General features: G+C 74.0%; 20 protein-coding genes and 1 pseudogene. 11 read left to right on the forward strand and 10 right to left on the reverse strand.

Annotated elements, in window-relative coordinates:
- Positions 1 to 56 precede the first annotated feature (56 nt).
- Positions 57 to 2000, reverse strand: coding sequence for a phosphoenolpyruvate carboxykinase (GTP) (locus CMS_RS07480; protein ID WP_012298882.1), 1944 nt, complete (start codon positions 1998 to 2000; stop codon positions 57 to 59).
- A gap of 109 nt (positions 2001 to 2109) precedes the next feature.
- Here CMS_RS07480 and CMS_RS07485 point away from each other — a divergent pair, with 109 nt between their 5' ends.
- Positions 2110 to 3537 (forward strand): helix-turn-helix domain-containing protein, encoded by a 1428-nt coding sequence (locus CMS_RS07485; protein WP_041464515.1) that lies wholly within the window; start codon positions 2110 to 2112, stop codon positions 3535 to 3537.
- An 18-nt stretch (positions 3538 to 3555) separates the two neighbouring features.
- On the opposite strand, the gene CMS_RS07490 is transcribed toward CMS_RS07485, so the two are convergent.
- The 4 genes from CMS_RS07490 to CMS_RS07505 are packed head-to-tail and all read right to left on the reverse strand — an operon-like array spanning position 3556 to position 8793.
- On the reverse strand, positions 3556 to 5220 hold the full coding sequence (locus CMS_RS07490) for a dipeptide ABC transporter ATP-binding protein (RefSeq protein ID WP_012298884.1): 1665 nt from the start codon (positions 5218 to 5220) through the stop codon (positions 3556 to 3558).
- Complete coding sequence (locus CMS_RS07495; RefSeq protein WP_012298885.1) at positions 5217 to 6077, reverse strand: ABC transporter permease; 861 nt, start codon at positions 6075 to 6077, stop codon at positions 5217 to 5219. Before CMS_RS07495 ends, CMS_RS07490 begins: the two co-directional genes overlap by 4 nt.
- Positions 6074 to 7150 carry an ABC transporter permease gene (locus tag CMS_RS07500; RefSeq protein ID WP_012298886.1) on the reverse strand — a complete coding sequence of 359 codons (1077 nt, stop codon included), beginning with the start codon at positions 7148 to 7150 and terminating at the stop codon, positions 6074 to 6076. Before CMS_RS07500 ends, CMS_RS07495 begins: the two co-directional genes overlap by 4 nt.
- Entirely contained in the window at positions 7147 to 8793 is a 1647-nt protein-coding gene (locus tag CMS_RS07505; protein ID WP_012298887.1) for an ABC transporter substrate-binding protein, read from the reverse strand. The genes CMS_RS07500 and CMS_RS07505 overlap by 4 nt, the downstream gene beginning before the upstream one ends.
- A gap of 104 nt (positions 8794 to 8897) precedes the next feature.
- On the opposite strand from CMS_RS07505, the gene CMS_RS07510 reads away from it, so the two are divergent.
- From CMS_RS07510 to CMS_RS07520, 3 genes are all read left to right on the forward strand, one after another.
- Positions 8898 to 9503 carry a TetR/AcrR family transcriptional regulator gene (locus tag CMS_RS07510; RefSeq protein ID WP_041464516.1) on the forward strand — a complete coding sequence of 202 codons (606 nt, stop codon included), beginning with the start codon at positions 8898 to 8900 and terminating at the stop codon, positions 9501 to 9503.
- Between the two features lie 52 nt (positions 9504 to 9555).
- Entirely contained in the window at positions 9556 to 10293 is a 738-nt protein-coding gene (locus CMS_RS07515; protein WP_041464517.1) for a class I SAM-dependent methyltransferase, read from the forward strand.
- A 117-nt stretch (positions 10294 to 10410) separates the two neighbouring features.
- Complete coding sequence (locus CMS_RS07520) at positions 10411 to 11373, forward strand: IS481 family transposase (RefSeq protein WP_012298890.1); 963 nt, start codon at positions 10411 to 10413, stop codon at positions 11371 to 11373.
- A 12-nt stretch (positions 11374 to 11385) separates the two neighbouring features.
- Here CMS_RS07520 and CMS_RS07525 read toward each other — a convergent pair whose 3' ends face one another.
- Positions 11386 to 11892 carry a metallophosphoesterase family protein gene (locus CMS_RS07525; RefSeq protein WP_012298891.1) on the reverse strand — a complete coding sequence of 169 codons (507 nt, stop codon included), beginning with the start codon at positions 11890 to 11892 and terminating at the stop codon, positions 11386 to 11388.
- A gap of 65 nt (positions 11893 to 11957) precedes the next feature.
- Here CMS_RS07525 and CMS_RS07530 point away from each other — a divergent pair, with 65 nt between their 5' ends.
- From CMS_RS07530 to CMS_RS07560, 7 genes are all read left to right on the forward strand, one after another.
- Positions 11958 to 12491: a GNAT family N-acetyltransferase gene (locus CMS_RS07530; protein WP_041464518.1), complete on the forward strand. Its 534-nt coding sequence runs from the start codon at positions 11958 to 11960 to the stop codon at positions 12489 to 12491.
- Between the two features lie 218 nt (positions 12492 to 12709).
- Complete coding sequence (locus CMS_RS07535; RefSeq protein ID WP_434269218.1) at positions 12710 to 13162, forward strand: molybdopterin-dependent oxidoreductase; 453 nt, start codon at positions 12710 to 12712, stop codon at positions 13160 to 13162.
- Positions 13163 to 13176: 14 nt separating this feature from the next.
- A complete protein-coding gene (locus CMS_RS07540) occupies positions 13177 to 13923 on the forward strand; it encodes an FAD-binding oxidoreductase (RefSeq protein WP_012298893.1) in 747 nt (248 codons plus the stop codon).
- Positions 13924 to 13987: 64 nt separating this feature from the next.
- On the forward strand, positions 13988 to 14521 hold the full coding sequence (locus CMS_RS07545; RefSeq protein WP_041464519.1) for a DUF1697 domain-containing protein: 534 nt from the start codon (positions 13988 to 13990) through the stop codon (positions 14519 to 14521).
- Positions 14522 to 14638: 117 nt separating this feature from the next.
- A complete protein-coding gene (locus CMS_RS07550) occupies positions 14639 to 15637 on the forward strand; it encodes an oxygenase MpaB family protein (protein ID WP_012298895.1) in 999 nt (332 codons plus the stop codon).
- A gap of 78 nt (positions 15638 to 15715) precedes the next feature.
- A complete protein-coding gene (locus tag CMS_RS07555; protein ID WP_012298896.1) occupies positions 15716 to 17008 on the forward strand; it encodes a DNA polymerase IV in 1293 nt (430 codons plus the stop codon).
- A gap of 11 nt (positions 17009 to 17019) precedes the next feature.
- Positions 17020 to 17520, forward strand: a complete 501-nt coding sequence (locus CMS_RS07560) for a hypothetical protein (protein WP_041464520.1) — start codon at positions 17020 to 17022, stop codon at positions 17518 to 17520.
- Between the two features lie 47 nt (positions 17521 to 17567).
- On the opposite strand, the gene CMS_RS07565 is transcribed toward CMS_RS07560, so the two are convergent.
- From CMS_RS07565 to glgX, 4 genes and pseudogenes are all read right to left on the reverse strand, one after another.
- The gene (locus tag CMS_RS07565) at positions 17568 to 18881 is read right to left on the reverse strand and encodes a UDP-glucose dehydrogenase family protein (RefSeq protein ID WP_012298898.1); all 1314 of its coding nucleotides are present in this window, start codon (positions 18879 to 18881) and stop codon (positions 17568 to 17570) included.
- A gap of 169 nt (positions 18882 to 19050) precedes the next feature.
- Entirely contained in the window at positions 19051 to 20853 is a 1803-nt protein-coding gene (gene treZ / locus CMS_RS07570) for a malto-oligosyltrehalose trehalohydrolase (RefSeq protein ID WP_012298899.1), read from the reverse strand.
- The gene (gene treY, locus CMS_RS07575; RefSeq protein ID WP_012298900.1) at positions 20850 to 23201 is read right to left on the reverse strand and encodes a malto-oligosyltrehalose synthase; all 2352 of its coding nucleotides are present in this window, start codon (positions 23199 to 23201) and stop codon (positions 20850 to 20852) included. Before treY ends, treZ begins: the two co-directional genes overlap by 4 nt.
- Positions 23198 to 25403: pseudogene (gene glgX, locus CMS_RS07580) on the reverse strand (glycogen debranching protein GlgX). Before glgX ends, treY begins: the two are co-directional and overlap by 4 nt.
- Between the last annotated feature and the right edge of the window lie 91 nt (positions 25404 to 25494).

Below are 25494 nucleotides of genomic sequence, written 5' to 3' on the forward strand. Positions count from 1 at the left end.
GCCGGATGCGGGGGCGGTCGGCCTCCGCGCATCCGCCTCCGCGACGGCGTGCGGTCTTAGGCGGGCCCGGCCGTCGCGGTCTCCCGGAAGGCCCGGCGCATCGCGTCGAGGCGGGCCGTCAGCTCCGCGGGCACCCGGCCGCCGAAGCGCGCGAAGTGCGCGTCCACGGCGTCGAGCTCCTCGAGCCACAGGGCCGGATCCAGCGCCAGCAGCTCCTCGAGCGCCCCGGCATCGAGCTCGAGGCCCGCCACGTCCAGGTCCTCCGGCAGGGGCAGGCCGCCGACCGGCGTCGACCGGACGGGCACGCGGTCCTCGACGCGGCGCACGATCCACTCGAGCACGCGCGCGTTCTCGCCGAAGCCCGGCCAGAGGAAGGAGCCGTCCTCGCCCTTGCGGAACCAGTTGACCTGGAAGACGCGGGGTGCGCCGTCGCCGAGGCCCCGCCCGACCTCGAGCCAGTGGCGCCAGTGGTCGGCCATGTCGTAGCCGCAGAAGGGCTGCATCGCGAAGGGGTCGTGGCGGAGCTCGCCGACCCGGCCCTCGGCGGCGGCCGTCTGCTCCGACGCCATCGTGGCGCCGATGAAGACGCCGTGCTCCCAGTCGTCCGCCTCCGCCACCAGCGGGACGTTCGTGGCGCGGCGGCCGCCGAAGAGGATCGCGTCGACCACGACGCCGTCGGGGTCGTCCCAGTCGTCCGCGAGCGACGGGCACTGCTCGATCGCCACGGTGAAGCGGGCGTTCGGGTGCGCGGCGGGCGTGCCGGATCCGGGCGACCACGGGTTCCCCTGCCAGTCGAGGAGACCCGCGGGCGGTGTCGGCGTCATGCCCTCCCACCACACGTCGCCGTCGGGGCGGAGCGCGACGTTCGTGAAGATGGCGTTGCCCCAGACGGTCGACATGGCGACCGGGTTGGTCGTCTCGCCCGTCCCGGGCGCCACGCCGAAGAGGCCGCGCTCGGGGTTGACGGCGCGGAGGCGTCCCTGCACGTCGGGCTGGAGCCAGGCGATGTCGTCGCCGAGCGTCTCGACCGTCCAGCCCGGGATCGTGGGCGTGAGCATCGCGAGGTTCGTCTTGCCGCACGCCGACGGGAAGGCGGCCGCGACGTGGAAGCGGCGGCCCTCGGGGCTCGTGATCCGGATGAGGAGCATGTGCTCCGCGAGCCAGCCCCCGTCGCGCGCCATCGCCGAGGCGATGCGGAGGGAGAAGCACTTCTTGCCGAGCAGCGCGTTGCCGCCGTAGCCCGAGCCGAAGGAGATGATCTCGCGCTCCTCCGGGAAGTGGCAGATGCGCTTGTCGACGTTGTGCGGCCACGGCACGTCGGCGGTGCGGCGGCCGGCGTCGTCGACCAGCGGCGCGCCGAGGCCGTGCAGCGCGCGGACCCACGTGGTGTCGGGGCCGATGAGGCGGAGCGCGTCGTCGCCCATCCGGGTCATGAGCGCCATGCTCGCGACGACGTACGGGCTGTCGGTGATCTGCACGCCGAGCTGCGAGATCGCGCCGCCCAGCGGGCCCATGGAGAACGGGACGACGTAGAGGGTGCGCCCGCGCATGGATCCGGCGAAGAGGCCGTCGAGCTCGGCGCGCGTCCGCGCCGGGTCGCGCCAGTTGTTCGTGGGGCCGGCGTCGGCCTCGTCCCGCGAGCAGATGAAGGTGCAGTCCTCGACGCGCGCCACGTCGGCCGGGTCGCTGCGCGCGAGGAAGCTGTGCGGGCGCCACTCGGGGTTCAGCCGGATCAGCGTGCCCGCGTCGACCATCTCGCGCGTGATGCGGTCGTACTCGGCGACGCTGCCCGTGCACCAGACGACCCGGTCGGGGAGCGTGAGGCGGGCGACCTCGGCGACCCACTCCGCGATGCGCAGGTCGCGGCAGTGCGCGGGGGCTGCGGTGCCGGGCGGGAGGGGGACTGACTCGGGCGCGAGGGCACCGGATGCGGGCGAGGCGGCGGCGGCGCGTGCGCGGCCGGTGGTGGTGGCAGGTGGTGCGTCCTGGATGCTGGTCATGGATCCGTCCCCTTCGATCGGTCTGTTGTTCCAGCCTGCAACCCGTCAGGATGGGGTTCGGGGATCCATCGACGTGAAGATGCGCCGATGTTCACGGAGAGGTGAATGCATGGACCAGCTCGTCATCGGCCGGCGCATCCGGCACGCGCGGAAGGGCGCCGGGCTCACGCTGCAGGCGCTGGGGGAGCGGGCGGGGATCCTGCCGAGCCAGCTGAGCATGATCGAGAACGGTCGGCGCGAGACGCGGCTGTCGACCCTCGGGCGGATCGCGGGCGCGCTCGACGTCGATGTCACCCACCTGCTCGCGGCCGATGCGCCGGACGCCCGCTCGGCCCTCGAGATCGAGCTCGACCGGGCCCAGCGCTCGTCGCTGTACGGCTCGCTCGGCCTCCCGGCGGTGCCGGCGAGCAGGGCGCTCCCGCAGGAGACGCTCGAGGCGCTCGTGGGGCTGCACCGGGAGCTCGCGCGGCGCGCGCGGGAGTCGATCGCGACGCCCGAGGAGGCCCGGCGCGCGAACACGGAGCAGCGGCTCATGATGCGCGAGCGCGACAACCACATCCCCGAGATCGAGGAGCTGGCCGAGCGCATGCTCGCCGACGTCGGCCACCGGAGCGGGGCGCTCTCGCACCGCAGCGTCAGCCGCATGGCCGAGGGGCTCGGGTTCGAGCTCATCTACGTGGACGACCTGCCGCGGTCGACGCGCTCGGTCACGGACCTCGGGGAGGGGCGGATCTACCTGCCGCCCGCCTCCATCCCCGGCGGTCACGGTCTCCGCTCGATGGCGTTGCAGGCGATGGCGCATCGCGTCCTCGGCCACGAGGAGCCCGCGAGCTACGCGGACTTCCTGCGGCAGCGGCTGGAGATCAACTACTTCGCCGCGGCCTGCCTCATGCCGCTGACGCAGTCGGTGGAGTTCCTGGCGGAGGCCAAGGCCCGGCGCGACCTCGCGGTCGAGGACTTCCGCGACGCGTTCGGCGTGACGCACGAGGCGGCGGCGCTCCGGCTCACGAACATCAGCACCACCCACCTCGACCTCCGCGTGCACTTCCTGCGGGTGGGCGGCGACGGCGCGGTCTACAAGGCGTACGAGAACGACGGGTTGCCGCTGCCGGTCGACGTGACCGGCGCGGTCGAGGGACAGCCGGTGTGCCGGGAGTGGGCGGCGCGCGGCGCGTTCGACCGCACCAACCGCACGACCGAGTTCCACCAGTACACGGACACTCCGGCGGGCACGTTCTGGTGCTCGACGCAGACGGGATCCACCGCGGAGGGCGAGTACTCGATCTCCTTCGGCGTGCCGTTCGCGCACGCGAAGTGGTTCCGCGGCCGGGAGACGACGGCGCGGAGCGTGTCGCGGTGCCCGGACGAGTCGTGCTGCCGGCGCGCGGATCCCGAGGACGCCGGACGGTGGCGCGACCGCGCGTGGCCGAGCGCGCGGCTGCACGCGCACATCCTCGCGCCGCTGCCGCGCGGATCCTTCCCCGGGGTGGACGATCGCGAGCTGTACGCGTTCCTCGACCGGCACGCGGGGGCCTGACGCCGGGCGCGCGGGCGGCTACCGCGGCGCGACGCCCTCGTCCAGCCGCGGGACGGCGTCGAGCAGCGCCCGGGTGACGGGGTGCGTCGGCCGCGTGAGGACGTCGGCGGCGGATCCGCTCTCCACGACGCGCCCCTCGCTCATCACGTGGACCTCGTCGCTCATGTGCGCCACGACGCCGAGGTCGTGCGAGATGAGGAGGATGCCGAGGCCCAGCCGGCGCTGCAGCTCGTCGAGGAGGTCGAGCACCTGCGCCTGCACGGCGATGTCGAGCGCGGAGACGGGCTCGTCGCAGATGAGGAGGTCGGGGCGGGCCGCCAGGGCGCGCGCGATGGCGACGCGCTGACGCTGGCCGCCGGAGAGCCGCGCGGGGCTGCGGCGGAGGATTGCGGGTTCGAGGCCCACCTGCGCGAGGAGCGTGCAGGGGGTGTCGCGGACGTCCGGTCCGCTCAGGCCGGCGACGTCGAGGGCATCGCGGAGGATCCGGTCGACGCTCCAGCGCGGGTCGAAGGACGCGAGCGGATCCTGGTAGACGGCGCCGACGCGCGCGCGTCGGCCGCGGCGCGCGCGCTCCGGGATGCCGCTCCACGGCTCGCCGTCGAGCGTGACGACGCCCGCGTCCGGCTCCTCGAGGGCGAGCAGCAGGCGGGCGACCGTGGTCTTGCCGGAGCCGGATCCGCCGACGAGGCCGAGCGTTCGCCCGCGGCGCACCTGGAGGGAGACGTCGTCGACGGCCGTGCGGGCTGATCCCGCCGGGCCCCTGTAGGAGCGGCTGAGGCCGGTGGCGCGGAGGACGACGCGGTCGTCCGCGTGCGGCGCTGCGCTCGATTCCGGGGACTCGGCGGCCGCCTCCAGCCGGGCCTCCGACAGCGGGACGCCGCGCGGCACGCCCGTCGGCACGGCGGCCACGAGCGCGCGCGTCCTGCGGTGGGCGGGTGCGCGCAGGATCTGTGCGGTCGGGCCCTCCTCGACGATGCGGCCGTCGTGCATCACGGCGACCCGGTCGGCGAGCCGCGCGACGACCGCGAGGTCGTGGCTGACGAGCAGGGTCGCCTGGCCGCGGGTGCGGAGGTCCGCGAGCAGGTCGATGATGCGCGCCTGCACGGTCGCGTCGAGCGCGGTCGTGGGCTCGTCGGCGACGAGGAGCGGCGGATCGAGCGCGAGGGCGGCCGCGAGCAGCGCCCGCTGCCGCAGCCCGCCCGACAGCTCGCCGGAGCGCTGGTGGACGCGCGCCTCCGGATCCGGCATGCCGACGCGCTCGAGCAGCTCGAGGACGCGCGCCCGTCGGGCGCGCGGGTCCCGCATGCCGTGGACGAGGAGGGCGTCGCCGATCTCGCGGCCGATGGGACGGAGCGGATCGAGCGAGGAGAGGGCGTCCTGCAGCACGAGCCCGACGCCGGATCCCCGGACGCGCCGCCATTCGCGCGGGCCCGCGCCGCGGAGGTCGCGACCGGCGATCTCGAGGGCGTCCGCCTGGACGTCCGCGCCCGGTCCGGCGAGGCCGAGGAGGCTCCTCGCGATCACGCTCTTGCCGGAGCCGGACGTGCCGACGAGCGCGAGGCACTCGCCCGGCGCGATCCGCAGCGAGACGCCGTGGACGACGGGGACGCCGCCGAAGGAGACGCGGAGGTCCTCGACGCGGATGGCGGGCGCGGGCGCATCCTGTCCGGATCCGCCGCTCACGATCCGCGCACCCGTCGCTCGAGCGTGCGGCCGAGCATCGTCGACGCGGTGGCGGTGAGCACGATCATCAGGCCTGGCACGACCGTGAGCCACGGCGCCGAGCCGATGTAGGTGCGGCCCGCCGCGAGCATGGCGCCCCACTCGGGATCCGGCGGCACCGTGCCCAGACCGAGGTAGCTGAGGGAGGACGCCCACACGATCGCCTGGCCCACGCCGAGCGTGCCGAGCACGAGGAGCGGGGCGGCCGTGTTCGGCAGGATGTGGCGCGCCAGCACCACGAGCGGGGGACGGCCGAGCACGGTGGCCGCCTCCACGTACGCCGAGCGGCGCACCGACATGACCCGGCCGCGGATGATGCGCGCGTAGCCGGGCGCGGCCGAGATCCCGACGGCGAGGGTGGCGCTGCCGATGCCGGGTCCGAGGATCACGATGAGGAAGAGCGCGAGCAGCAGGCCCGGGAACGCGAAGACCACCTCGATGACGCGGTTGACGGCGAAGTCGGCCACCCGGCCGAGGAGCGCGGCGGCGAGTCCGAGGACCGCGCCGAGTCCGAGGCCGATGGCCGTCGCGCTGACGCCGATCACGAGGCTCGGGCCGGCGCCGTGCACGACGCGCGTGAGGACGTCGCGGCCGGACTCGTCGGTGCCGAGGAGGTGCCCGGCGCCGGGCGCGCGGAACGCCTCGGCGGGGGCGATGGCGAGCGGGTCGCCGGGCGCGACGAGGCCGGGCGCGAAGGCCGCGGCGAGGAGCAGGACGACCACGATCGCGGCGCCCGTCGTGCCGGCGGCGGCGAGCACGCGGACCGGCGGGCGGGCGGGCGGGGCGGCGAGGAGCGTCGCGGCGCGGGGGTCGCTCATCGCGCGGCCGCCGGGAGGTCGACGACGGCGTCCGCGGCATCGGGCTCGCCGTCGACGGGCGGGGACGCGGCGCCGCCCGCGACGGGAGCGGGCCCCGTCCGCGCGGCGACGAGCCGGGGATCCACGATGCGCGCGAGCAGGTCGGTCACGGCCGTGAGCACGATGTAGACGACCGCCACCACGAGCACCACGCCGACGATGACGGGCACGTCCCGGCTGGTCACGGCCGAGAGCGCGGTGCGCCCGAGGCCGGGGCGGGCGAAGATCTGCTCGACCACCACCGCGCCCGAGATGAGAAAGCCGAACGCCCAGCCCGACAGCGCGATCCCCGGGGCGGCCGCGTGCCGCAGCGCGTGACGCAGCCGGACGCCCGCCTCGGACTCGCCGCGCGCCCGGGCGGCGAGCGCGAACGGGGAGTCGAGCGCATCCAGCAGGGCCTCGCGCATGATCTGCCCGAGGAACCCGGCCAGGGGGATCGCGAGCGTGAGCACGGGGAGCACGAGGCCCGCCGGCGACGATCCGCTCACGGCAGGCAGCCAGCCGAGGCCGGTGGAGAACAGGAGGATCAGGACGACGCCGATCCAGAAGTGCGGCAGCGACGCCGCCACGATCTCGACGCCCGCGCCGACCGCGCCAGCCACGCGACCCGCGCCCGAGGAGACGAGCGCGAGGCCGAGCGCGAGGATCCACGCCACGGCGAGCGCCAGCACGGCCAGCAGCAGCGTGCCCGGCAGCTGCCGCGCGAGCACCGTGACGACGTCCTCGCGCAGCGCGTACGACCGGCCGAGATCGCCCTGCGCGAGCCGGCCGAGCTGCGCGAGGTACTGCACGAGGAGCGGCTGGTCGAGCCCGTACTCGGCGCGCACGGCGGCGACCGCCTCGGGCGGCGCCTGCGAGCCCGGCCCGCCGAGGATCGCCTGCGCGGGGTCGCCCGGGATCAGCCGCACGGCCAGGAACGTGACGGTCGCGACCGCCCAGAGCACGAGGACCGCGCCGCCGATCCGCGCCGCGAGCGCGCCGAGCAGCGCGCGTCCCCGGGAGGCGGATCCGGGGACGACGCGGCCGCGCCTCACCGGGCGAGCCAGGCGTCGTACAGCGTCGGGGTCGCCACCGACGGCAGCGCGCGCAGCCCCTCGACGGCGGTGCCGTGCAGGAAGTGGTTCTGCTGGTCGTAGAGCGGCAGGATCCAGTACCCGGCCATGACGCGCTCCTGCACGTCGGCGTAGAGCGCGGTCCGCCGGTCGGGGTCCGTGGTCGCGCGCGCCTCGGCGAGCGCCTGGTCGATCTCGGGCACCGACACCTTGGCGTGGTTCGCGAAGTAGCCGCTCGGCGCGGGCGTGATGCCGGAGGTGTCGTAGAGGATCCGTAGCACGTCGGGGCCGGCCTTCGTGTAGGGCGCGCTCACGAGCTCGTACGCGTCGTCGCCGAGCGCCTCGTACCAGGAGCCGAGGTCCATGGGCTCCAGCTGCACGTCGAAGCCCACCTGCTTGGTGGTGGCCTGGATCTGCTCGAACAGCGACTGCTCGGCCGGGATCGACTGGTTGGTGCTCACGGGGAACCGCAGCGTGAGCCGCTTCCCGTCCTTCGTGCGGATGCCGTCCGCGTCCTTCGCGGACCAGCCCGCCTGGTCGAGGAGCGCGGCCGCGCGGTCGGCGTCGATGCCGAAGAGGTCGGGGTCGGAGACGGCGGCGGGCTCGGTGCTCGCGAGGGGCGAGTACGAGCGCTCGGCGGTGCCCTGAAAGAGCGCGGTGATGCCCGCGTCGACGTCGGCCGAGCGGATGAACGCCTCCCGCACGCGCTCGTCGTCGAAGGGCGCCTGGCCCGAGTTCAGCTCGATGCGGTTCGAGGCGCCCGGCCGCGGCGCGTCGAGCTCGCCGAGCGTGCCACCGGAGGCCGCGGACGCGATCGCGTCGGGCTGCGCGTTGTCGATCACGTCGACCTCGCCGCTCTGCAGGGCGGCGTACCGGGAGGCGGCGTCCGGCAGGAAGCGCCAGTCGATGCGGTCCAGATACGCGGGGCCGGTGTGCGCGGCGTCGGCGGGCGGCGACGAGTAGGCGTCGTTGCGCACGAGCGAGATCGACTGCTGGCGGTCCCAGCGCTCGACGCTGAACGGGCCGGTGCCGATGGGCTGCGCGCAGTTCGCGTCCGTCCCACGGGCGATCCCGGCGGGCGACTCCATCGCGAGCCACGGCTGGGAGAGCGACTCGAGCAGCGCGCTGTCGGGCGTCGAGAGGGTGAGCTGCACGGTGGACGCGTCGACCGCGGTCGCGTCCGTGATCGCCTGCAGCGCGAGGTAGCCGGTGGAGGAGAGCGTCGTCGGATCCTGCACGTGGCGGATGTTCGCCACCACGGCGTCCGCGTCGAACGGCGTGCCGTCCGTGAAGGTCACCCCCTGGCGGAGCGCGAGCGTCAGCCCGAGGCCGTCGTCGCTCCAGGTCCAGCTGTCGGCGAGCCAGGGCGTGATCCCGCCCTTCCCGTCGAGCGACACGAGCGGCTCGAGGAACTGCGACGAGACGAGCGCCTGCGGGTAGTTGCCGCCGACGTGCGGGTCGAGGCACTCGGGCTCGGCGTCGCCGGACGCGTAGACGAGCGTGCCGCCGGAGACGGGCGTGGTCGACGCCTCGGGTGTCGCGGACGTGCAGCCGGTGAGGACGAGGGTGGTCGCGGCGAGGGCGCCGAGGCCTGCGAGGGCGCGGGTGCGCGGGGTGGGGATCATGGGTGCTTCCGATGTGCGCGCCGCAGAGGGCGCTGGTGCGGGTGTTTCTGTACCGCGTCCAACAATACGCGCCCGCCGTCACCCCGGTGCACCAGGATGGGCGCATGACACCCGCACGTCCCGCCGGTCGCCCGCGCCGCTCGTCGCGCGCGACCCTCGAGGAGGCGGCCGCCGAGCTCTTCCTCGAGAACACCTACGCCGCGACGACCATCGAGCAGATCGCCCAGCGGGCCGGGGTGAGCCGCGCCACCTTCTTCAACTACTTCTCCTCCAAGGCCGACCTGCTGTGGGCCGGGCTCGACGACACCCTCGGCGCCCTCGGCGCCGCGCTCTCCGGCGTGGAGCCCGGCGGTCCGCCCGTCGACGGCGTCGTCGACGCCCTCATCGGCGCGGCGTGCTCGCGCGGCGTGGGCTGGCTGCCGCTCGCCCTCACGCAGCACGAGGTGATGGGCCTCGGCGCCGACGTGCAGGGGGAGGGGGTGGCGCGCGCGGCCCCGCTCGTGGATCCCGTCGCGCAGGCCCTCGCCCGGGCGTCCGGCCGCCGGGCATCCGCCGCACCCGTGCGGGTCGCCGCCGCCGTGATCGCCGCCGCGACGGCCGCCGCGGTCGTCGCCTGGGCGGGCGACGGCGTGGGCCGTGGGCCGCTGGAGGGGGCGATCCGGCGAGCTCTGGATCCGCTCCGCCCGGCGCTCGCCGCGACCCTCGGGTGACGGACCGGTGACGGACGGGCGCGCCACCCTCGCCTCGGGCGATGATGGCCGTATGACCGCCGACGCCGCCCCGCAGCTCGACCACTCCGCCCTCGCCTCCTCGTTCGGATCGGTGGCCGACCAGTACGACCGGGTCCGCCCCGGCTACCCCGACGACGCCATCACGTGGATGCTCCCGGCCGGCGCCCGCCGCGTCGTCGACCTCGGCGCGGGCACCGGCAAGCTCACCCGCCTGCTCTCCGCGCGCGGCATCGCCGTCACCGCGGTCGAGCCCGACGCGCAGATGCGGCAGGTGCTCCAGGCGTCATCGCCGGAGGTCGACGTCCGTGCGGGCAGCGGCGAGGCGATCCCGGTGGGTGCCGGCGAGGAGGACACGGTCCTCGTCGCGCAGGCGTGGCACTGGATGGACGCGGGCGCCGCCGCCCGTGAGGCCGCGCGCGTCCTCCGCCCCGGCGGGCGCCTGGGCATCGTCTGGAACCAGATGGACACCGAGGTGGACTGGGTCCGCGAGCTGGACGCCCTCCTGTCGCCCGGACGCCGCGCCGCGGACCGCGCCACGGAGCCCGGCCCGTTCCCCGGCTTCGGCCCCGTCGAGCACGCGTCCTTCCCGCACGTCCACCGCATGACGCCCGACGACGTCGTGGCCCTCGCCGGATCCATCAGCCGGATCATCGTCCTGCCGGACGTCGAGCGCGCCCGCGCCCTCGACGACATCCGGACCCTCCTGGCCGGCCACCCGGACACCGCGGGCCGCGACGAGCTCGACCTGCCGTACCGCGCGGACGCGTAACGCGCCCAGCTCGGCGGCTAGCTGTAGTTCCTCGGGAGGTTGTGAACGCGTGAGCGGATAGCGAAGACCTCCGGGACGATGTGAGTTACCAAGCACACGTCATCACCGGAGGTCTTCGTGACTCACGCTAATGCCCCGTTCGCTCCCGTGGGCAGGCTTCGGCTTGCTCGGTTGATCGTTGAGGACGGGTGGCCGGTCCGGCGTGCGGCGGAGAGGTTCCAGTGCTCGCCGGCGACGGCGTCGAGATGGGCTCGCCGGTATCGGGCCGGGTTGCCGATGACGGATCGCTCATCCCGCCCGCACCGGCAACCGACCCGCACGAGTCAGCGTCGGGAGCGGCGGATCGTCGCGCTCAGATTCACCCGCAGGTGGGGCCCGCACCGCATCAGCTATCACCTCCGCGTTCCGCGTTCGACGGTCGAGCGGGTGCTGAACCGGTATCGGATGCCGTTGCTCGAGCACGTCGATCTGAGCACCGGGCTCCCTGCCCGGCGGTCTCCTGCCCGACGCTACGAGCACTCCTCGCCGGGAGATCTGGTCCACGTCGACATCAAGAAGCTCGGCCGCATCCCGGACGGCGGCGGGCACCGAGTCCTCGGCAGAGCGGCCGGCCGGAGGAACACTCCCCGGACCGGACGGGGGTACGCGTTCCTGCACCACGCCGTGGATGACCACTCCCGACTGGCGTACTCCGAGATCCTCACCGACGAGCGCAAGGAGACCGCTGCCGCGTTCTGGGCCCGCGCGAACGCGTTCTTCACCGCCGCGGGCATCACCGTGATCCGTGTCCTGACGGACAACGGCTCCTGCTACCGCTCCCACGCCTTCACCGAGGCGCTCGGCACCATCGCCCACACACGCACCCGCCCCTACCGGCCCCAGACCAACGGGAAGGTCGAGCGCTTCAACCGCACCCTCGCCACCGAGTGGGCCTACGCCCATCCCTATCGCACCGACGAGGCCCGCGCCGCGACCTACGACGCCTGGCTGCATCACTACAACCACCACCGCCCCCACACCGGCATCGGCGGACTCACGCCCGCCGAACGCGTTCACAACCTCACTGGGAACTACACCTAGCCGCGCAGCCGCCTAGTCGCGCGTCGCCGACCGGTGCAGCTCCACGTCGAGCCGTCCCGCATCGGCCGTCGCGGTCATCCACGTGAAGTCAGGCTGGCGGCGACGGTCGGTGGGGGAGCCGGGGTTGAGGAGCCGCAGCCCCGCGGGCGTCACGGTGTCCCACGGAATGTGGCTGTGACCGAAGACCAGCACGTCGGTCTCGGGGAACGCCGCGTCCATCCGCCGCTCGCGGCCCGTGGACGCGCCGGTCTCGTGCGTCACCGCGAACCGGATCCCCTCGATCACGGCACGCGCCGTCTCCGGCAGCCGGGCGCGGAGCCCGGCGGGGTCGTTGTTGCCCCAGCACGCGAGCAGCCGGCCCGCGCGCGCCTCGAGCGCGTCGAGCGCTGCCTCGTCGACCCAGTCGCCCGCGTGGACCACGACGTCGGCGGCGTCGATCGCCCGCCACAGCGCCCGCGGCAGGTCCTTCGCGCGCCTGGGGAGGTGGGTGTCGCTGAGGAGCACGAGCGATGCGGTCACCCGGTCGACGGTACGCGGCCGCGCCGCCGCCCGTTCGCGCCGCGCGGCTCCCGTACCCTCGATGCGTGACCCCCGCCACCCGCGACCTCGTGCCCGCCGACCTCGCCTGGATGGTGCAGCTGAACGACGCGGCCGTGCCCGCGGTCCCGCCCATGGACGCCGCGTCCCTCGGCGACGTGCTCGGCCACGCCGACCTCGCGATCGCCGTGGTCGACCAGGACGCGCCCGACGCGCCGCCCGTGGGCATGCTCCTCGCGATGCAGCCGGGCGGCGCGTATGACAGCCCGAACTACCGCTGGTTCGCGGAGCACGGCGTCGACGGCCTCTACGTCGACCGGATCGTCGTCGCCGACGGTCACCGCGGGCTCCGGCTCGGCCAGGTCCTCTACGCGCGCGTCTTCGCCGAGGCCCGGCGCACCGGGCGCGCGGCCGTCACGTGCGAGGTCAACACGCTCCCGCCGAACCCCGGGTCGCTCGCCTTCCACGGCCGGCTCGGCTTCGTCCGCGTCGGCGAGCTGGTCGACGCCGACGGGCTCCACGCGGTCGCGATGCTGTCCGCCCCCGTGGACCCGGATCCGTCCGTCCCGACAGCCGCCTGAACCGCGCGCCATGATGGACGTGACCCGAGCCCACGACCCGTCCACCAGGAGGCGCCCATGACCGGCATCACCCGCGGCTTCGTCGGCCGCCCGCGCACGGGCCCGGCGACCGCCTCCCGCCCGGCCAGTACGACACCCAGGGCGGCTGGCCCGTCCTCACCGCCGAGGCCGTCCCGAACCTCCCGGAGTCGCGCTGGTCGATCGCCGTCGACGGGCTCGTGGAGCGCCCCACCTCCTGGGACTGGGACGAGGCGCATGCGCTTCCCCGCTCCGAGTACGCGGGCGACATCCACTGCGTCACCACGTGGACCCGGCTCGACACGCGGTTCGCGGGCGTCAGCGTCGACACGCTGCTCGACGCCGCGGGCCCGCTCCCGGAGGCGTCGTTCGTCCTCGCCACGTCGCACTCCGGCTACACGACGAACCTCCCGCTCGACGATCTCCGCGGCGGCCGCGCGTGGATCGCCTGGGAGGCCGACGGCCGACCCCTCACGCCCGACCACGGCGGGCCCGCGCGCCTCCTCGTGCCGCACCTCTACTTCTGGAAGAGCGCGAAGTGGATCGCCCGGCTCACGCTCCTCGACCACGACCAGCAGGGCTTCTGGGAGCGCAACGGGTACCACGATCGCGGCGACCCGTGGCGCGAGCAGCGCTACCAGGGCGACCGCTGAGCGCCGCGGCGCCGGTGCCGGGTCCCGGGCCCGAGCGCGTCCCCGGCCTCGTCCCCGCCGTCCCGGCCTCGGTCGGTGGCGAGTGGCGGACCGCGACGATCACGGCGGTCGAGCACCCGACCCCCACGACCGTCCTGCTGCGCTTCGACGTGCCCGACCGGATCCCGCACCTCCCCGGCCAGCACTGCGTCGTGCGGCTGCGCGCGGAGGACGGGTACACGGCCCAGCGCTCGTACTCGATCCTCTCCGCGCCGCACGAGCCCGGCGTCGAGCTGCTGATGGAGCGCTACGAGGACGGGGAGGTGAGCGGGTTCTTCGCCGACGTCGCGCGGGTCGGCGACGAGATCGAGATGCGGCTGCCCATCGGCGGCTTCTTTGTGTGGGACGGCGCGACGCCGGCCGTCGCGCTCGGTGGCGGGACGGGCGCGGTGCCGCTCGTGGCGATGGTCCGCCACGCCCGCCACCTCGGCGTCCCGCACCTGGTCCGCGTGGCCGTCTCGGCCCGCACCGCGGCCGACGTCCCGTGCCGCGCGGAGCTCGAGGCCGCCGGCGCCCTCGTCGTCACCACGCGGGAGCGGTACGGTGCGCGCGGTTACGGCCGGCTCCGGGCCGAGGAGGTCGCGGAGCTCGCCACCGGCGCGGGGGTGGCGCTCGTGTGCGGATCCACCGCGTTCGCGGGCGGGGCCACGCGCCTGCTGCTCGACGCCGGGGTCGGCCGCGACGCGATCCGCATCGAGCAGTTCGGCCCGTCGGGGGAGTGACGGCGGCGCTCCGACCGGGCCACACTGGGCGGACGGCGACGGAGCCGTGGGGAGCGGGTGCCGCATGGAGCGATCGGTCGTGCTGCTGCGCGGGATCAACGTCGGGCGGGCCAAGCAGGTGCCGATGGCGCAGCTGACCGCGGCGCTCGACGGGCTCGGCTACGTCCGCGTCCGCACGCACCTGCGGAGCGGGAACGCCGTCGTCGACCACGAGCGGCCGAGCGGCCGGGGTGCGGCGGTGGCCATCGAGGACGCGGTGCGGCTCGCCACGGGGGTGACCGCCGACGTCCACCTCGTGCCCGCCGCCGACTTCCGGCGCATCGCCGCCGGCATCCCGTTCGGCGCCGTCGCCGACGATCCCGCCCGTCTCCTCGTCTCGTTCCTCGACCGCCCGCTGGATCCGATGCCCGCGCCGCCGCCCGCCGCCGCCATCGCGCCCGACCTGGTCGAGGTCGCACCCGACGCCGTGTACTCCTGGCACCCCGACGGCGTCTCGGCCTCGCGCGTGCCCCCGGCGTTCTGGCGCGGGCTCGGGGCCTCCGTCACGGCCAGGAACGCCCGCACCGTGGCCGCCCTCGTCGCGCTCCTCGACGCCTGACCGCGGTCGCCGCCCCTCGCGTCCCCCGCACGGGGGTGATGCCGGCGGCCTGTCGCGCCCCCGTTCCGGGTCGGGCGCGCGGGGGCCTCCTCGTGACGCGATGAGGGGGATAGGTTCGTGGACGTGAGCAGATTCGCGGACCGATGGAAGTCCCACATCCTGGAGACGTTCTCCGCGGATGCGCAGGGCCGACCCCAATGGATCCAGGACCTGGAGGACGGCGACGACGCGGGTTGGTTCGGCCCCGGCTCCGCGGTCTGGGCCGTGCACGGCGGGATGCCGACGCTCGTGGCGGGGATCCGCGCCCTCCTCATGCAGACGCTGCACCCGGGCGCCATGGCCGGCGTCCACGACTGGTCGCGCTACCGCGAGGACCCGCTCGGCCGGCTCGCCGGCACCGTGCGCTGGGTCATCACCACGTCGTTCGGCGACCGGGACACCGCCGTCGACGTGAGCCGTCGCGTCCGGGGCTACCACCGCAAGGTGCAGGGCACGTTCGTCGACGGCCACGGCGTCGAGCGCCCCTACAGCGCCAACGACCCCGACCTGCTCTCATGGGTCCACATCGTCTTCACCGACGCGTTCCTCAGCACGCACATGCAGTGGGGTCCGTCGATCCCCGGCGGTCCGGACAGGTACGTCGCCGAGTGGGCGAAGGCCGGCGAGCTCATGGGCGTGGAGGCGCCGCCGCGCTCGCACGCCGAGCTGCACGCGCAGATCGACGCGTTCCACGACCAGGGCCTCCTCCGCGCCGACGAGCGCACCCGCGAGACGATCTCCTTCCTCCGCGAGCCGCCGCTGCGGCCCTCCATGCTGCCCGCCTACCGCGTCCTCTTCGCCGGGGCCGTCGCGTCCCTCGAGCCGCGGTACCGCGAGCTCCTCGGGCTCGACAAGGCCTCGTTCGGTCCCTTCCCGCTGCCGGCGCTCGCGTCGACCCGGGTGATGCTCGGCGTCGCCGGGCGCGTGATGGGCGAGCAATCGACGAGCCACGAGGCCGCTCTCAAGCGCATCGCACGGCTGCAGGGCGGGACGGGCGCGTCGTCGTCCGGCGCCCCGGCGGGGACCTGCCCCGGACGCGGCGACGACGCCGGCCACCGCGCGCAGCCCGCCGCCTGATCCGCTGTCCGTCGCGGCACCGGCCGCCGCCCGCCCAGCGCGGCCGATGTCGGCGGCCCGGGCTAGCGTGGACACGACATGAGCAGGCAGGACGGATCGACGAGGCGCACGTCCGACGCGAGCGCGGACGACTCCGAGGCCACCATCCTGCACATCGACATGGATGCGTTCTTCGCGGCCGTCGAGCTCCTCGAGCGGCCGGAGCTGCGCGGCACCCCCGTCATCGTCGGCGGGTCGTCGGGTCGCGGCGTGGTCACGAGCGCCACCTACGAGGCCAGGCGCTTCGGGGTCCGCTCGGCCATGCCCATGGCGCAGGCGCTGCGCCTCTGCCCGCAGGCCACCGTCATCGGCGGCCACATGGAGAAGTACGCGCACTGGTCCCGGGTGGTCATGGGCATCTTCCGCGACGTCACCCCCCTGGTGGAACCGCTCAGCATCGACGAGGCGTTCCTCGACGTGGCGGGTGCCCGAGGTCTCTTCGGCTCGCCCGCCGAGATCGGCGTGATGATCCGCCGCTGCGTCCATGCCGAGACCGGCCTCACCTGCTCGGTCGGGGCGGCATCCACCAAGTTCGTCGCCAAGCTCGCCAGCACGCGCTGCAAGCCCGACGGGCTGCTCGTCATCCCCGCCGCCGAGACGCTGCCGTTCCTGCACGGGCTGCCCGTGGGCGCGCTCTGGGGCGTGGGGAAGACGACCGAGGAGGCGCTCCTCCGGCGCGGCCTCCGCACGGTGGCCGACATCGCGGACACCCCGCTGCCCGCGCTGCAGTCCATGCTCGGCGAGTCCGCGGGCGCCCGGCTCCACGACCTCTCCTGGGGGCGCGACCCGCGTCGCGTCAGCACGCACCGGGAGGAGAAGAGCATGGGGCACGAGAACACGTTCCACGACGACGTGGCGGATCCCGAGATCGTGCGCCGCGAGCTCCTCGGCCAGGCCACGCGCGTCGCCGAGAGGCTCCGGCGCGCGGGGCTCACCGCCCGGACGGTGTCGCTCAAGCTCCGCTACTCCGACTTCCGCACCATCACGCGATCCCGCACGCTCGCGGAGCCCACCGACGTCGCCCGCCGCATCTACGACGAGATCCGCGACGTGTACGAGCAGGTCGCACGGCCCGGTGACCGGATCCGGCTCGTGGGCGTGCGCGCCGAGCAGCTCGACGACGCCGACAACCGCGCCGTCGCCCTGTGGGACGCGGACGAGGGCTGGCGCGAGGCCGAGCGCACGGTCGACCAGGCGGTGGAGCGCTTCGGCCGGGGGGCCATCGGTCCGGCGTCGCTCCTGCGGAAGCCCGGGGCGAAGCGCGCGACCGTGTCGGATCCGCGCACGGAGGCGGCCTCCCGCGGTGTCCTCCCCGGACACCCGCCCGACTGACGAGGACCACCATGACCGATCCCGCCGCGCCCGCCCCCGACGACCACGTCCCGGCAGGGGAGGAGGGGCCGGCTGGGGCTCCGGCTGCGCCGCCCGTTCCGCCCGCCGCCCCGGCACCTCCCGTCGCGCCGGCATCCCCCTTCGCGCCATCCGGGCCCCCGTCGGCGTCCGCCGCCGCTCCCTACGGCCTCGCGCCCGCGCCGGTCCCGCCCTCCCCGGCCGCCGTCGCCTGGGGCCAGCCGGTCTACGCGGCCGCGCCGCCCAAGGGCCTCAGCCTCACGTCGATGATCCTGGGGCTCGTCTCGGTCTTCTTCTTCTGGACGTTCCTCTGCCCGCTCATCGGGCTCGTGTTCGGCATCATCGGCATCCGCAAGGAGCCGGCCGGCCGCGGCTTCGCGATCACGGGCCTCATCCTCAACGGCCTGCTGCTGCTCATCCCCGTCGCGGTCGTGCTCTCGATCATCGTCGCGGGCGGCACGCTCTTCGGCATCGCCGCCACCACCCCGCGCTGACCCGCGCGGGCGCCGCCCCGTCCCGGTCGCGGGGCGGCGCCGGACGGCTAGGGCCGGCCCATCCCGCGGTAGCGCCAGCCGGCGGCGCGCCACGCGACGGGATCCAGGCAGTTGCGGCCGTCGACGATCACGGGCGTCGCCACGATGGCCTTGAGCTCCGCCGGGTCGATGGCCCGGTACTGCTTCCACTCCGTGAGCACCATGACGGCGTCGGCGTCGCGTGCCGCCTCCTGCCACGAGTCGACGTAGGTGAGCTCCGGGAAGCGGCGGCGCGAGTTCTCGTTGGCGTACGGATCCGTCGCGAGCACGCGCGCGCCCTGCAGCTGCAGCTGCGCGGAGATGCTGAGCGCGGGGGAGTCGCGCACGTCGTCCGACTCGGGCTTGAAGGCGAGCCCGAGCACGGCGATGTTGCGGCCGAGCAGGGATCCGCCGCACACCTCCCGCGCCACGTCGACCGCCCGCACGCGCCGCCGCATGTTGATGGAGTCGACCTCGCGGAGGAACGTGAGCGCCTGGTCCGCGCCGAGCTCGCCCGCGCGCGCCATGAACGCCCGGATGTCCTTGGGGAGGCAGCCGCCGCCGAAGCCGATGCCGGCGTTGAGGAAGCGGCGGCCGATGCGGTCGTCGTACCCGATGGCGTCCGCGAGCTGGGTGACGTCGGCACCGGTGGCCTCGCACACCTCCGCCATGGCGTTGATGAAGGAGATCTTGGTGGCGAGGAACGCGTTCGCCGACACCTTCACGAGCTCGGCGGTCTCGTAGTCGGTCGTGACGCGCGCCGTGCCGGTGCCGATCGCGGTGGCGTAGACCTCGTCGAGCGCCGCCCGCGCGGCCTCGCCAGCATCTCCCGTGGGCAGGCCGTAGACGAAGCGGTCGGGCGTGAGCGTGTCCTCGACCGCGAATCCCTCGCGCAGGAACTCGGGGTTCCACACGAGCGTCGCGCCGGGCACGCGCGCGTCGATCCGCTCCGCGAGCCGCCGCGCGGTGCCGACGGGCACGGTGGACTTGCCGGTGACCACGTCGCCCGGCGCGAGGTGGGGGATCAGCGCCTCGACCGCGGCGTCGACGTAGGTCATGTCCGCGGCGTTCTCGCCGCGCTTCTGCGGCGTGCCGACGGCGATGAAGTGCACGCGGGAACCGGCGGCCTCGGCCGTGTCGGTGGTGAAGCGGAGGCGGCCGGTCGCGAGCTGCTCGGTGAGGAGATCCGGCAGGCCCGGCTCGAAGAACGGGGCGACGCCCGTCTGCAGGGACGCGATCTTCGCGGCGTCCACGTCGATCGCGACCACGTCGTGCCCGAGGCGGCTCATGCACGCGGCGTGGACGGTGCCGAGGTAGCCGCAGCCGATGACGGAGATGCGCACAGAGGAGTCCTTCGCGTCGTGGGGGAGGGCCGCCGGTCGGACGCCGGGCGACCGACGATGCGGTCGCCGGGCCGCGGCGTCGGCACCGTATCACGGTGGGGTGACGCGCCAGGGGCGGGGCCCGACGTGCGCTCGCGCGCCGCGTCCGACCCCGCCCCGGAGCGGCGGATCAGGCCAGCAGCGCCTCCGCGGAGTCCGCCACCGGGCCGAGGATCGCGGCCGAGCGCGCGGGCAGGACGACCTCGTCGGCGCCCAGCGACACGCCTGGCTCCGTCGCGAACAGCATCGCGGGACGATCGCCCACGACGGGCACGCGTCGCTCCTCGTCCGACAGGTTGACCACGATGGACAGCTCGCCGCGGTCCATCACCAGGAGGCGCGCCTCCTCGTGCACCTCGACCTCGACCTCGGCGAACCGGGGGTCGGTGAGGTCGGGGTGGGTGCGGCGCAGGCGGATCAGCTCGGAGTAGAGCGCGAACAGGCGCGCGTGCTGCGAGTCGGCGGCCTCGGCGCCGTAGAGCTCCGACCAGTCGAGCTTCGAGTCCTGGAAGGTCGACAGGTCCTGCGGGTTCGGCACGACCGACTCGTCCCAGCCCATCTTCGCGAACTCCGCGATGCGGCCCTTCGCGGTCGCCTCGCCGAGGTCGTGCTCGGGGTGCGACGTGAAGAACTGCCACGGCGTCGTCGCGCCCCACTCCTCGCCCATGAAGAGCATCGGGGTGAAGGGCGACGTCAGCGTGAGCACGGCGGCCAGCGCGAGCCCGCCCTCGTCGAGCGTCGCCGTGAGGCGGTCGCCCGTGGCGCGGTTGCCGATCTGGTCGTGGTTCTGGTTCGCGACCACGAGGCGGTGCGCCGGAATCCGCTCGGTGTCGAGCGGGCGCCCGTGCACGCGGCCGCGGAACGACGACCAGGTGCCGTCGTGGAAGAAGCCGCGCGTGATGACCTTGGCGATCGCCCCGAGCGGCGCGAAGTCCGCGTAGTAGCCGGTCGTCTCGCCCGTGAGCGCCACGTGGACGGCGTGGTGGAAGTCGTCGCTCCACTGCGCGTCGAGCCCGTAGCCGTGCGCCTCGCGGGAGGTGATGAGCTTCGGGTCGTTGAGGTCGGACTCCGCGATGAGCGTGAGCGGGCGGCCCACGTGCGCGGACAGCACGTCCACCTGCACGGCCAGCTCCTCGAGGAGGTGCGTCGCCGTGTCGTCGACGAGGGCGTGCACCGCGTCCAGCCGCAGCGCGTCGACGTGGTAGTCGCCCAGCCACATGAGCGCGTTGTCGATGATGTACTCGCGGACGGGGCCGGAGTCCTCGCCGTCGAGGTTGAGGCTCGACCCCCACGTGTTCGCCGAGGCCTCGTGCAGGTACGGGCCGTACACGGGCAGGTAGTTGCCGGACGGGCCCAGGTGGTTGTAGACGACGTCCTGAACCACGCCGAGGCCGCGCGCGTGGCACGCGTCGACGAAGCGCTGGTACGCCTCGGGTCCGCCGTAGGTCTCCTGCACGGCGTACCAGAGGACCCCGTCGTAGCCCCAGTTGTGCGTCCCGTTGAAGCCGTTGACGGGCAGCACCTCCACGAGGTCGACGCCGAGGGCCACGAGGTGGTCGAGCCGGTCGATCGCGGAGTCGAGCGTGCCCTCGGGCGTGAAGGTGCCGATGTGCATCTCGTAGACGACGGCGCCGGCGAGCTGGCGGCCGGTCCATGCCTGGTCGGTCCACGCGAACGACGACGGGTCGTAGGTGCGCGAGCGGCCGTGGACGCCCTCGGGCTGGCGGCGCGAGCGCGGATCCGGCAGCGGGGTGCCGGAGTCGTCCACGAGGTAGCCGTAGTCGAGGTCGCCGGAGGGGAGGGCCTCGGCGCGGGCGGCGTCGAGGGTCCACCAGCCGTCGCCCACGGGCGAGAGCGGCAGGCGCTCGTCGCCCACGGAGAGCGCGAGGGTGCGGGCCTTCGGGGCCCAGATGTCGAAGCGGTCGTCGGTCATGCTCGGCTCCCGGTGGTGAGGTCGGCTGCGGTGGATGCGGGCGCGAGGATCGCGACCGGGTACTCGGCGAGGAGCGCCGCGACGGACACGCGTCCGCCGTCGACGCGGCGGCCGCTGACGTGGTCGACGAGCTCGCCCTCGGGCAGCGTGATCGAGGTGGATCCCCATCCTCCGCCGGACTCGAGCCCGACGGGCAGGCGGGTGGCGACCGTGATGGCCCCGCCGCGGTCGAACGCGATCACGTGGGCCGCGGCGTCGCCGGTCGCGCGCACCGGCTCGTACCCGGTGAACAGCTCCGGGTGGTCACGACGGAGGCGGAGCGCGCGCGCCGTGACGAGGAGCTTGGCGGCCCCCGTCTCGTCGATGGCGGGCTCGGCGCCCTTGAGGACGGCGTCGAGGGCGGCGCGGCGCATGCCGAAGTCGACCTCGCGGCGGTTGTCGGGATCCACGAGGCTCGTCTCCCAGAGCTCGCTGCCCTGGTACACGTCGGGCATTCCGGGGGCGGTGAGCTGGATCGCCTTGGCCGCCAGGGAGTTCGACCAGCCCGGGCCGGACAGCCGGTCGTAGAGCCCGGCGACGATGGTGCGGGCGCGCGGGTCGTCGAATGCCGCGTCGACGAGCGCGTGCATGCGCTCCTCGAAGGCCTCGTCGGGCGCGGTCCACGTGGTCGAGTCGCCGGCCTCGCGCGACGCCTTCTCGGCGTAGGCGTGCAGGCGCTCGCGCGACGCGGGCCAGGTGCCGACGAGCGTCTGCCAGAGCAGGTTCTCGAACGGCCCGTCGCCGATGGGCGCGACCTCGCGCAGCTGGCCGAGCGCGTCGCGCCAGGCCTCCGGGGTCTCGGAGAGCACGTCGATGCGGGCGCGCACGTCCTCGCCGCGCTTCGTGTCATGCGTGGAGAGCGTCGTCATCGCGTGCGGCGCGGAGCGGAGCCGATCCTGCTGGCGCGCGTGGAAGTCGTCGACGTCGATCGCGAAGATCGACGGGTCCGCGCCGACCTCGTTGAGGGAGACGAGGCGCGAGTAGCGGTAGAACGCCGTGTCCTCGACGCCCTTCGCCATGACCATGCCGCTCGTCTGCTGGAAGCGCTGGGCGACGAGCGTGGACGGGTCGGCGAGCTGCGGCATGAGCGCGTCGATGGTGGCGACGAGGTCGGGGCGGCTCGCGCGCGCGGCCTCGGCGGCCTCCTCGAGGTGGTGGAGCCCGCCGGGCAGGTAGCTGCGGTAGACGGGGAAGGTCGCGAGGAGCTCCGCGATCGCGTCGGCGGCGTCGTCCGGCGCGTCCTCCACCAGGCGCTCGAGGCGGAGGACCTCGCTGCGGAGGATCCCGTCGGCGATGCCGCGCTTGGTCCCGCGGATCATCGCGGCCCAGCTGGTGAGCTCGCCCTGCGGCAGGCCGCGGAGCGAGGCGTCGAGGTGGTCGAGCTCGACCTGTCCGTCGGGGTCGACCAGCACGCGGTCGATGTCGGCGAGCGCGTCGTACCCGGTGGTGCCCGCCGTCGCCCAGTCGGTCGGCAGCGTCTCGCCGGGCTCGAGGATCTTCTCCACGAGCACGTACGCGCCGCCCGTGATGCGCGCCAGGTCGTCGAGGTAGCCCTTCGGGTCGAGCAGGCCGTCCGGGTGGTCGACCCGGAGCCCGTCCGCGAGGCCCTCGCGGAACCAGCGCGAGATCTCGGCGTGCGACTCCTCGAAGACCCGGGGCAGCTCGACGCGGATGCCCGCGAGCGTGTTGACCGCGAAGAAGCGGCGGTAGTTGAGCTCGGCGTCGGCGCGGCGCCAGTTGACCAGCTCGTAGGACTGGCGCTCGTGCACCGCGACGGCGTCCGCGTCGTCCTCGGCCGTACCGGGCGCCACGGGGAAGCGCTGGTCGTAGTAGCGGAGCTCGACCGTGCCGTCATCGCCGCGCACCAGCTGCAGCTCGTCGAGCTCCGACTCGCCGTCGCCGAGCACGGGGATCCGCACCTTGCCCTGCCCGAAGTCCCAGTCGACGTCGAACGCGTCGGCGTAGCGGCTGGCGGTGCCGTGCGTGAGCAGGTCCCACCACCAGAGGCTCTCCACGGGCGTCGCGACGCCGACGTGGTTGGGGACGATGTCCACCAGGACGCCGAGGCCCAGCTCGTGGGCGCGGTCGGCGACGGCCTTCATGCCCGCCGCGCCGCCGCGGGACGGGTCCACCTGCGAGTGGTCGACGACGTCGTAGCCGTGGTCGGATCCGGGCTCGGCCGCGAGGATCGGGCTGAGGTACACCCAGTCGGCGCCGAGGTCCTTCACGTACGGGAGCTGCTCGGCCACGGCGGCGAGGTCGAACGACTCCCGCACCTGGAACCGGTAGGTGGAGATGGGGGTTCTCAACTGATGTCGCTCCTTGCGTCTGCGGCGGGCCGATCGGCCTGCGCGTGGGTGAGGACGGCGAGGCTCGCCGCGACCGAGTGGTCGGGCTCCACCTCGGGCTCGGTGTAGGCGCGCAGCACCACGAGCGCCTTGGCCGCCACATCCACGACGCTACTCGCGCGGAGGGCCGTCGAGTCGGCTCCGACGCCCGCGGTGTCGATCACGGTCTCCCACGCGTCCGCGTACTCGTCCGACGGGAGCGTGAAGGCGACCCGCTCGTCGTGCGCGTTGAAGTAGAGGAGGAAGTGCGTGTCGTAGATGTCCTCGCCGCGGCGGTCGCGCCCGCGGATCCCGTTGCCGTTGAGGAACATGCCGATGGCGCGGAGCCCGGATTCCCAGTCGTCGTCGACCATCGGGGTCGCGTCGGCGTCGAGCCAGACGATGTCGGGCAGCGGCTCGCCCTCGCCGCGCCGCACGGGTCGGCCGTCGAAGAAGCGGCCGCGACGGAAGGTCGGGTGCTCCTTGCGGAGCCGCACGACCGAGGCCGTGAACTCCACGAGCGGCTGGTCCGCCTGGTCCCAGTGCACCCAGCTGATCTCGTTGTCCTGCGCGTACGTGTTGTTGTTGCCCTGCTGCGTGCGGCCGAGCTCGTCGCCATGCAGGATCATCGGCACGCCCTGCGACAGGATCATGGTCGCGAGCATGTTGCGCTGCTGGCGGCCGCGGAGCGTGAGGATCGCCGGGTCGTCGGTCGGTCCCTCCACGCCCATGTTCCAGGAGCGGTTGTGGCTCTCGCCGTCCTTGTTGTCCTCGCCGTTCGCCTCGTTGTGCTTCTCAGTTGTAACTGACGAGGTCGGCGATCGTGAAGCCGTCGTGCGCGGTGATGAAGTTGATCGACGCCACGGGCCGACGCCCCGAGTGCTCGTAGAGGTCGGCGGATCCCGTGATCCGGGCCGCGAACTCCCCGAGCGACGACGCCTCGCCGCGCCAGAAGTCGCGGACGGTGTCGCGGTACTTGCCGTTCCACTCGGTCCACTGCGGCGGGAAGTTGCCCACCTGGTAGCCGCCGGGGCCGACGTCCCACGGCTCGGCGATGAGCTTGACCTGCGACACCACGGGGTCCTGCTGCACGAGCTCGAAGAAGGTGGCGAGCTTGTCGACGTCGTAGAACTCGCGCGCGAGCGCCGACGCCAGGTCGAACCGGAAGCCGTCCACGTGCATCTCGGTGACCCAGTAGCGCAGCGAGTCCATGATCAGCTGCAGCGCGTGCGGGTGCCGCACGTTGAGCGAGTTGCCGGTGCCCGTGTAGTCCATGTAGTAGGTGGGGTCGTCCTCCATGAGCCGGTAGTAGGCCTGGTTGTCGATGCCCTTGAACGAGAGGGTCGGCCCGAGGTGGTTGCCCTCGGCCGTGTGGTTGTAGACCACGTCGAGGATGACCTCGATGCCGGCGGCGTGCAGCGCCCGCACCATGGACTTGAACTCCTGCACCTGCTGGCCGAGCTCGCCCGTGGACGAGTACGCGTTGTGCGGCGCGAAGAACCCGATGGTGTTGTAGCCCCAGTAGTTGCGGAGGCCCTTCTCGAGCAGCGTGTTGTCCTGCACGAACTGGTGCACGGGCATCAGCTCGATGGCGGTCACGCCGAGCTTCTGCAGGTGGTCGATGACGGCGGGGTGCGCGATGCCGGCGTACGTGCCGCGCAGCTCCTCGGGGATCCGCGGGTTCAGCTGCGTGAGCCCCTTCACGTGCGCCTCGTAGACGACCGTCTCGCTGTAGGGCGTGCGGGGGAGGCGGTCGCCGTCCCAGTCAAAGAACGGGTTGACCACGACGCCGAGCATCATGTGCGGGCCCGAGTCCTCGTCGTTGCGGCTCGACGGGTCGCCGAAGTCGTAGGCGAACAGCGACGGGTGCCAGTCGAACTCCCCGCAGGTGGCCTTGGCGTAGGGGTCCAGCAGGAGCTTCGCGGGGTTCGACCTGTGCCCGTTCTCCGGCTCGTAGGGACCGGTCACGCGGTATCCGTATCGCTGCCCCGGCTGCACGTGCGGGAGGTAGCAGTGCCAGACGTGCGCGTCGACCTCCGTGACGTCCACGCGGGTCTCGGTGCCGTCCTCCTCGATGAGGCACAGCTGCACCGACTCCGCGGCCTCGCTGAAGAGAGCGAAGTTCGTGCCGCTCCCGTCGAAGGTCGCGCCGAGCGGGTAGGGGTTTCCGGGCCAGGTCTTCAAGTGGTCCTCCAGTTGGGTCGACTCGTCCGCCGGCGGTGCGCACGCGTGCGCGCGCGGGGTCCGTCGGGGGCGGGGCAGGCGGTGGATCCGC

It is taken from the genome of Clavibacter sepedonicus (genome assembly GCF_000069225.1).
Taxonomy (GTDB): domain Bacteria; phylum Actinomycetota; class Actinomycetes; order Actinomycetales; family Microbacteriaceae; genus Clavibacter; species Clavibacter sepedonicus.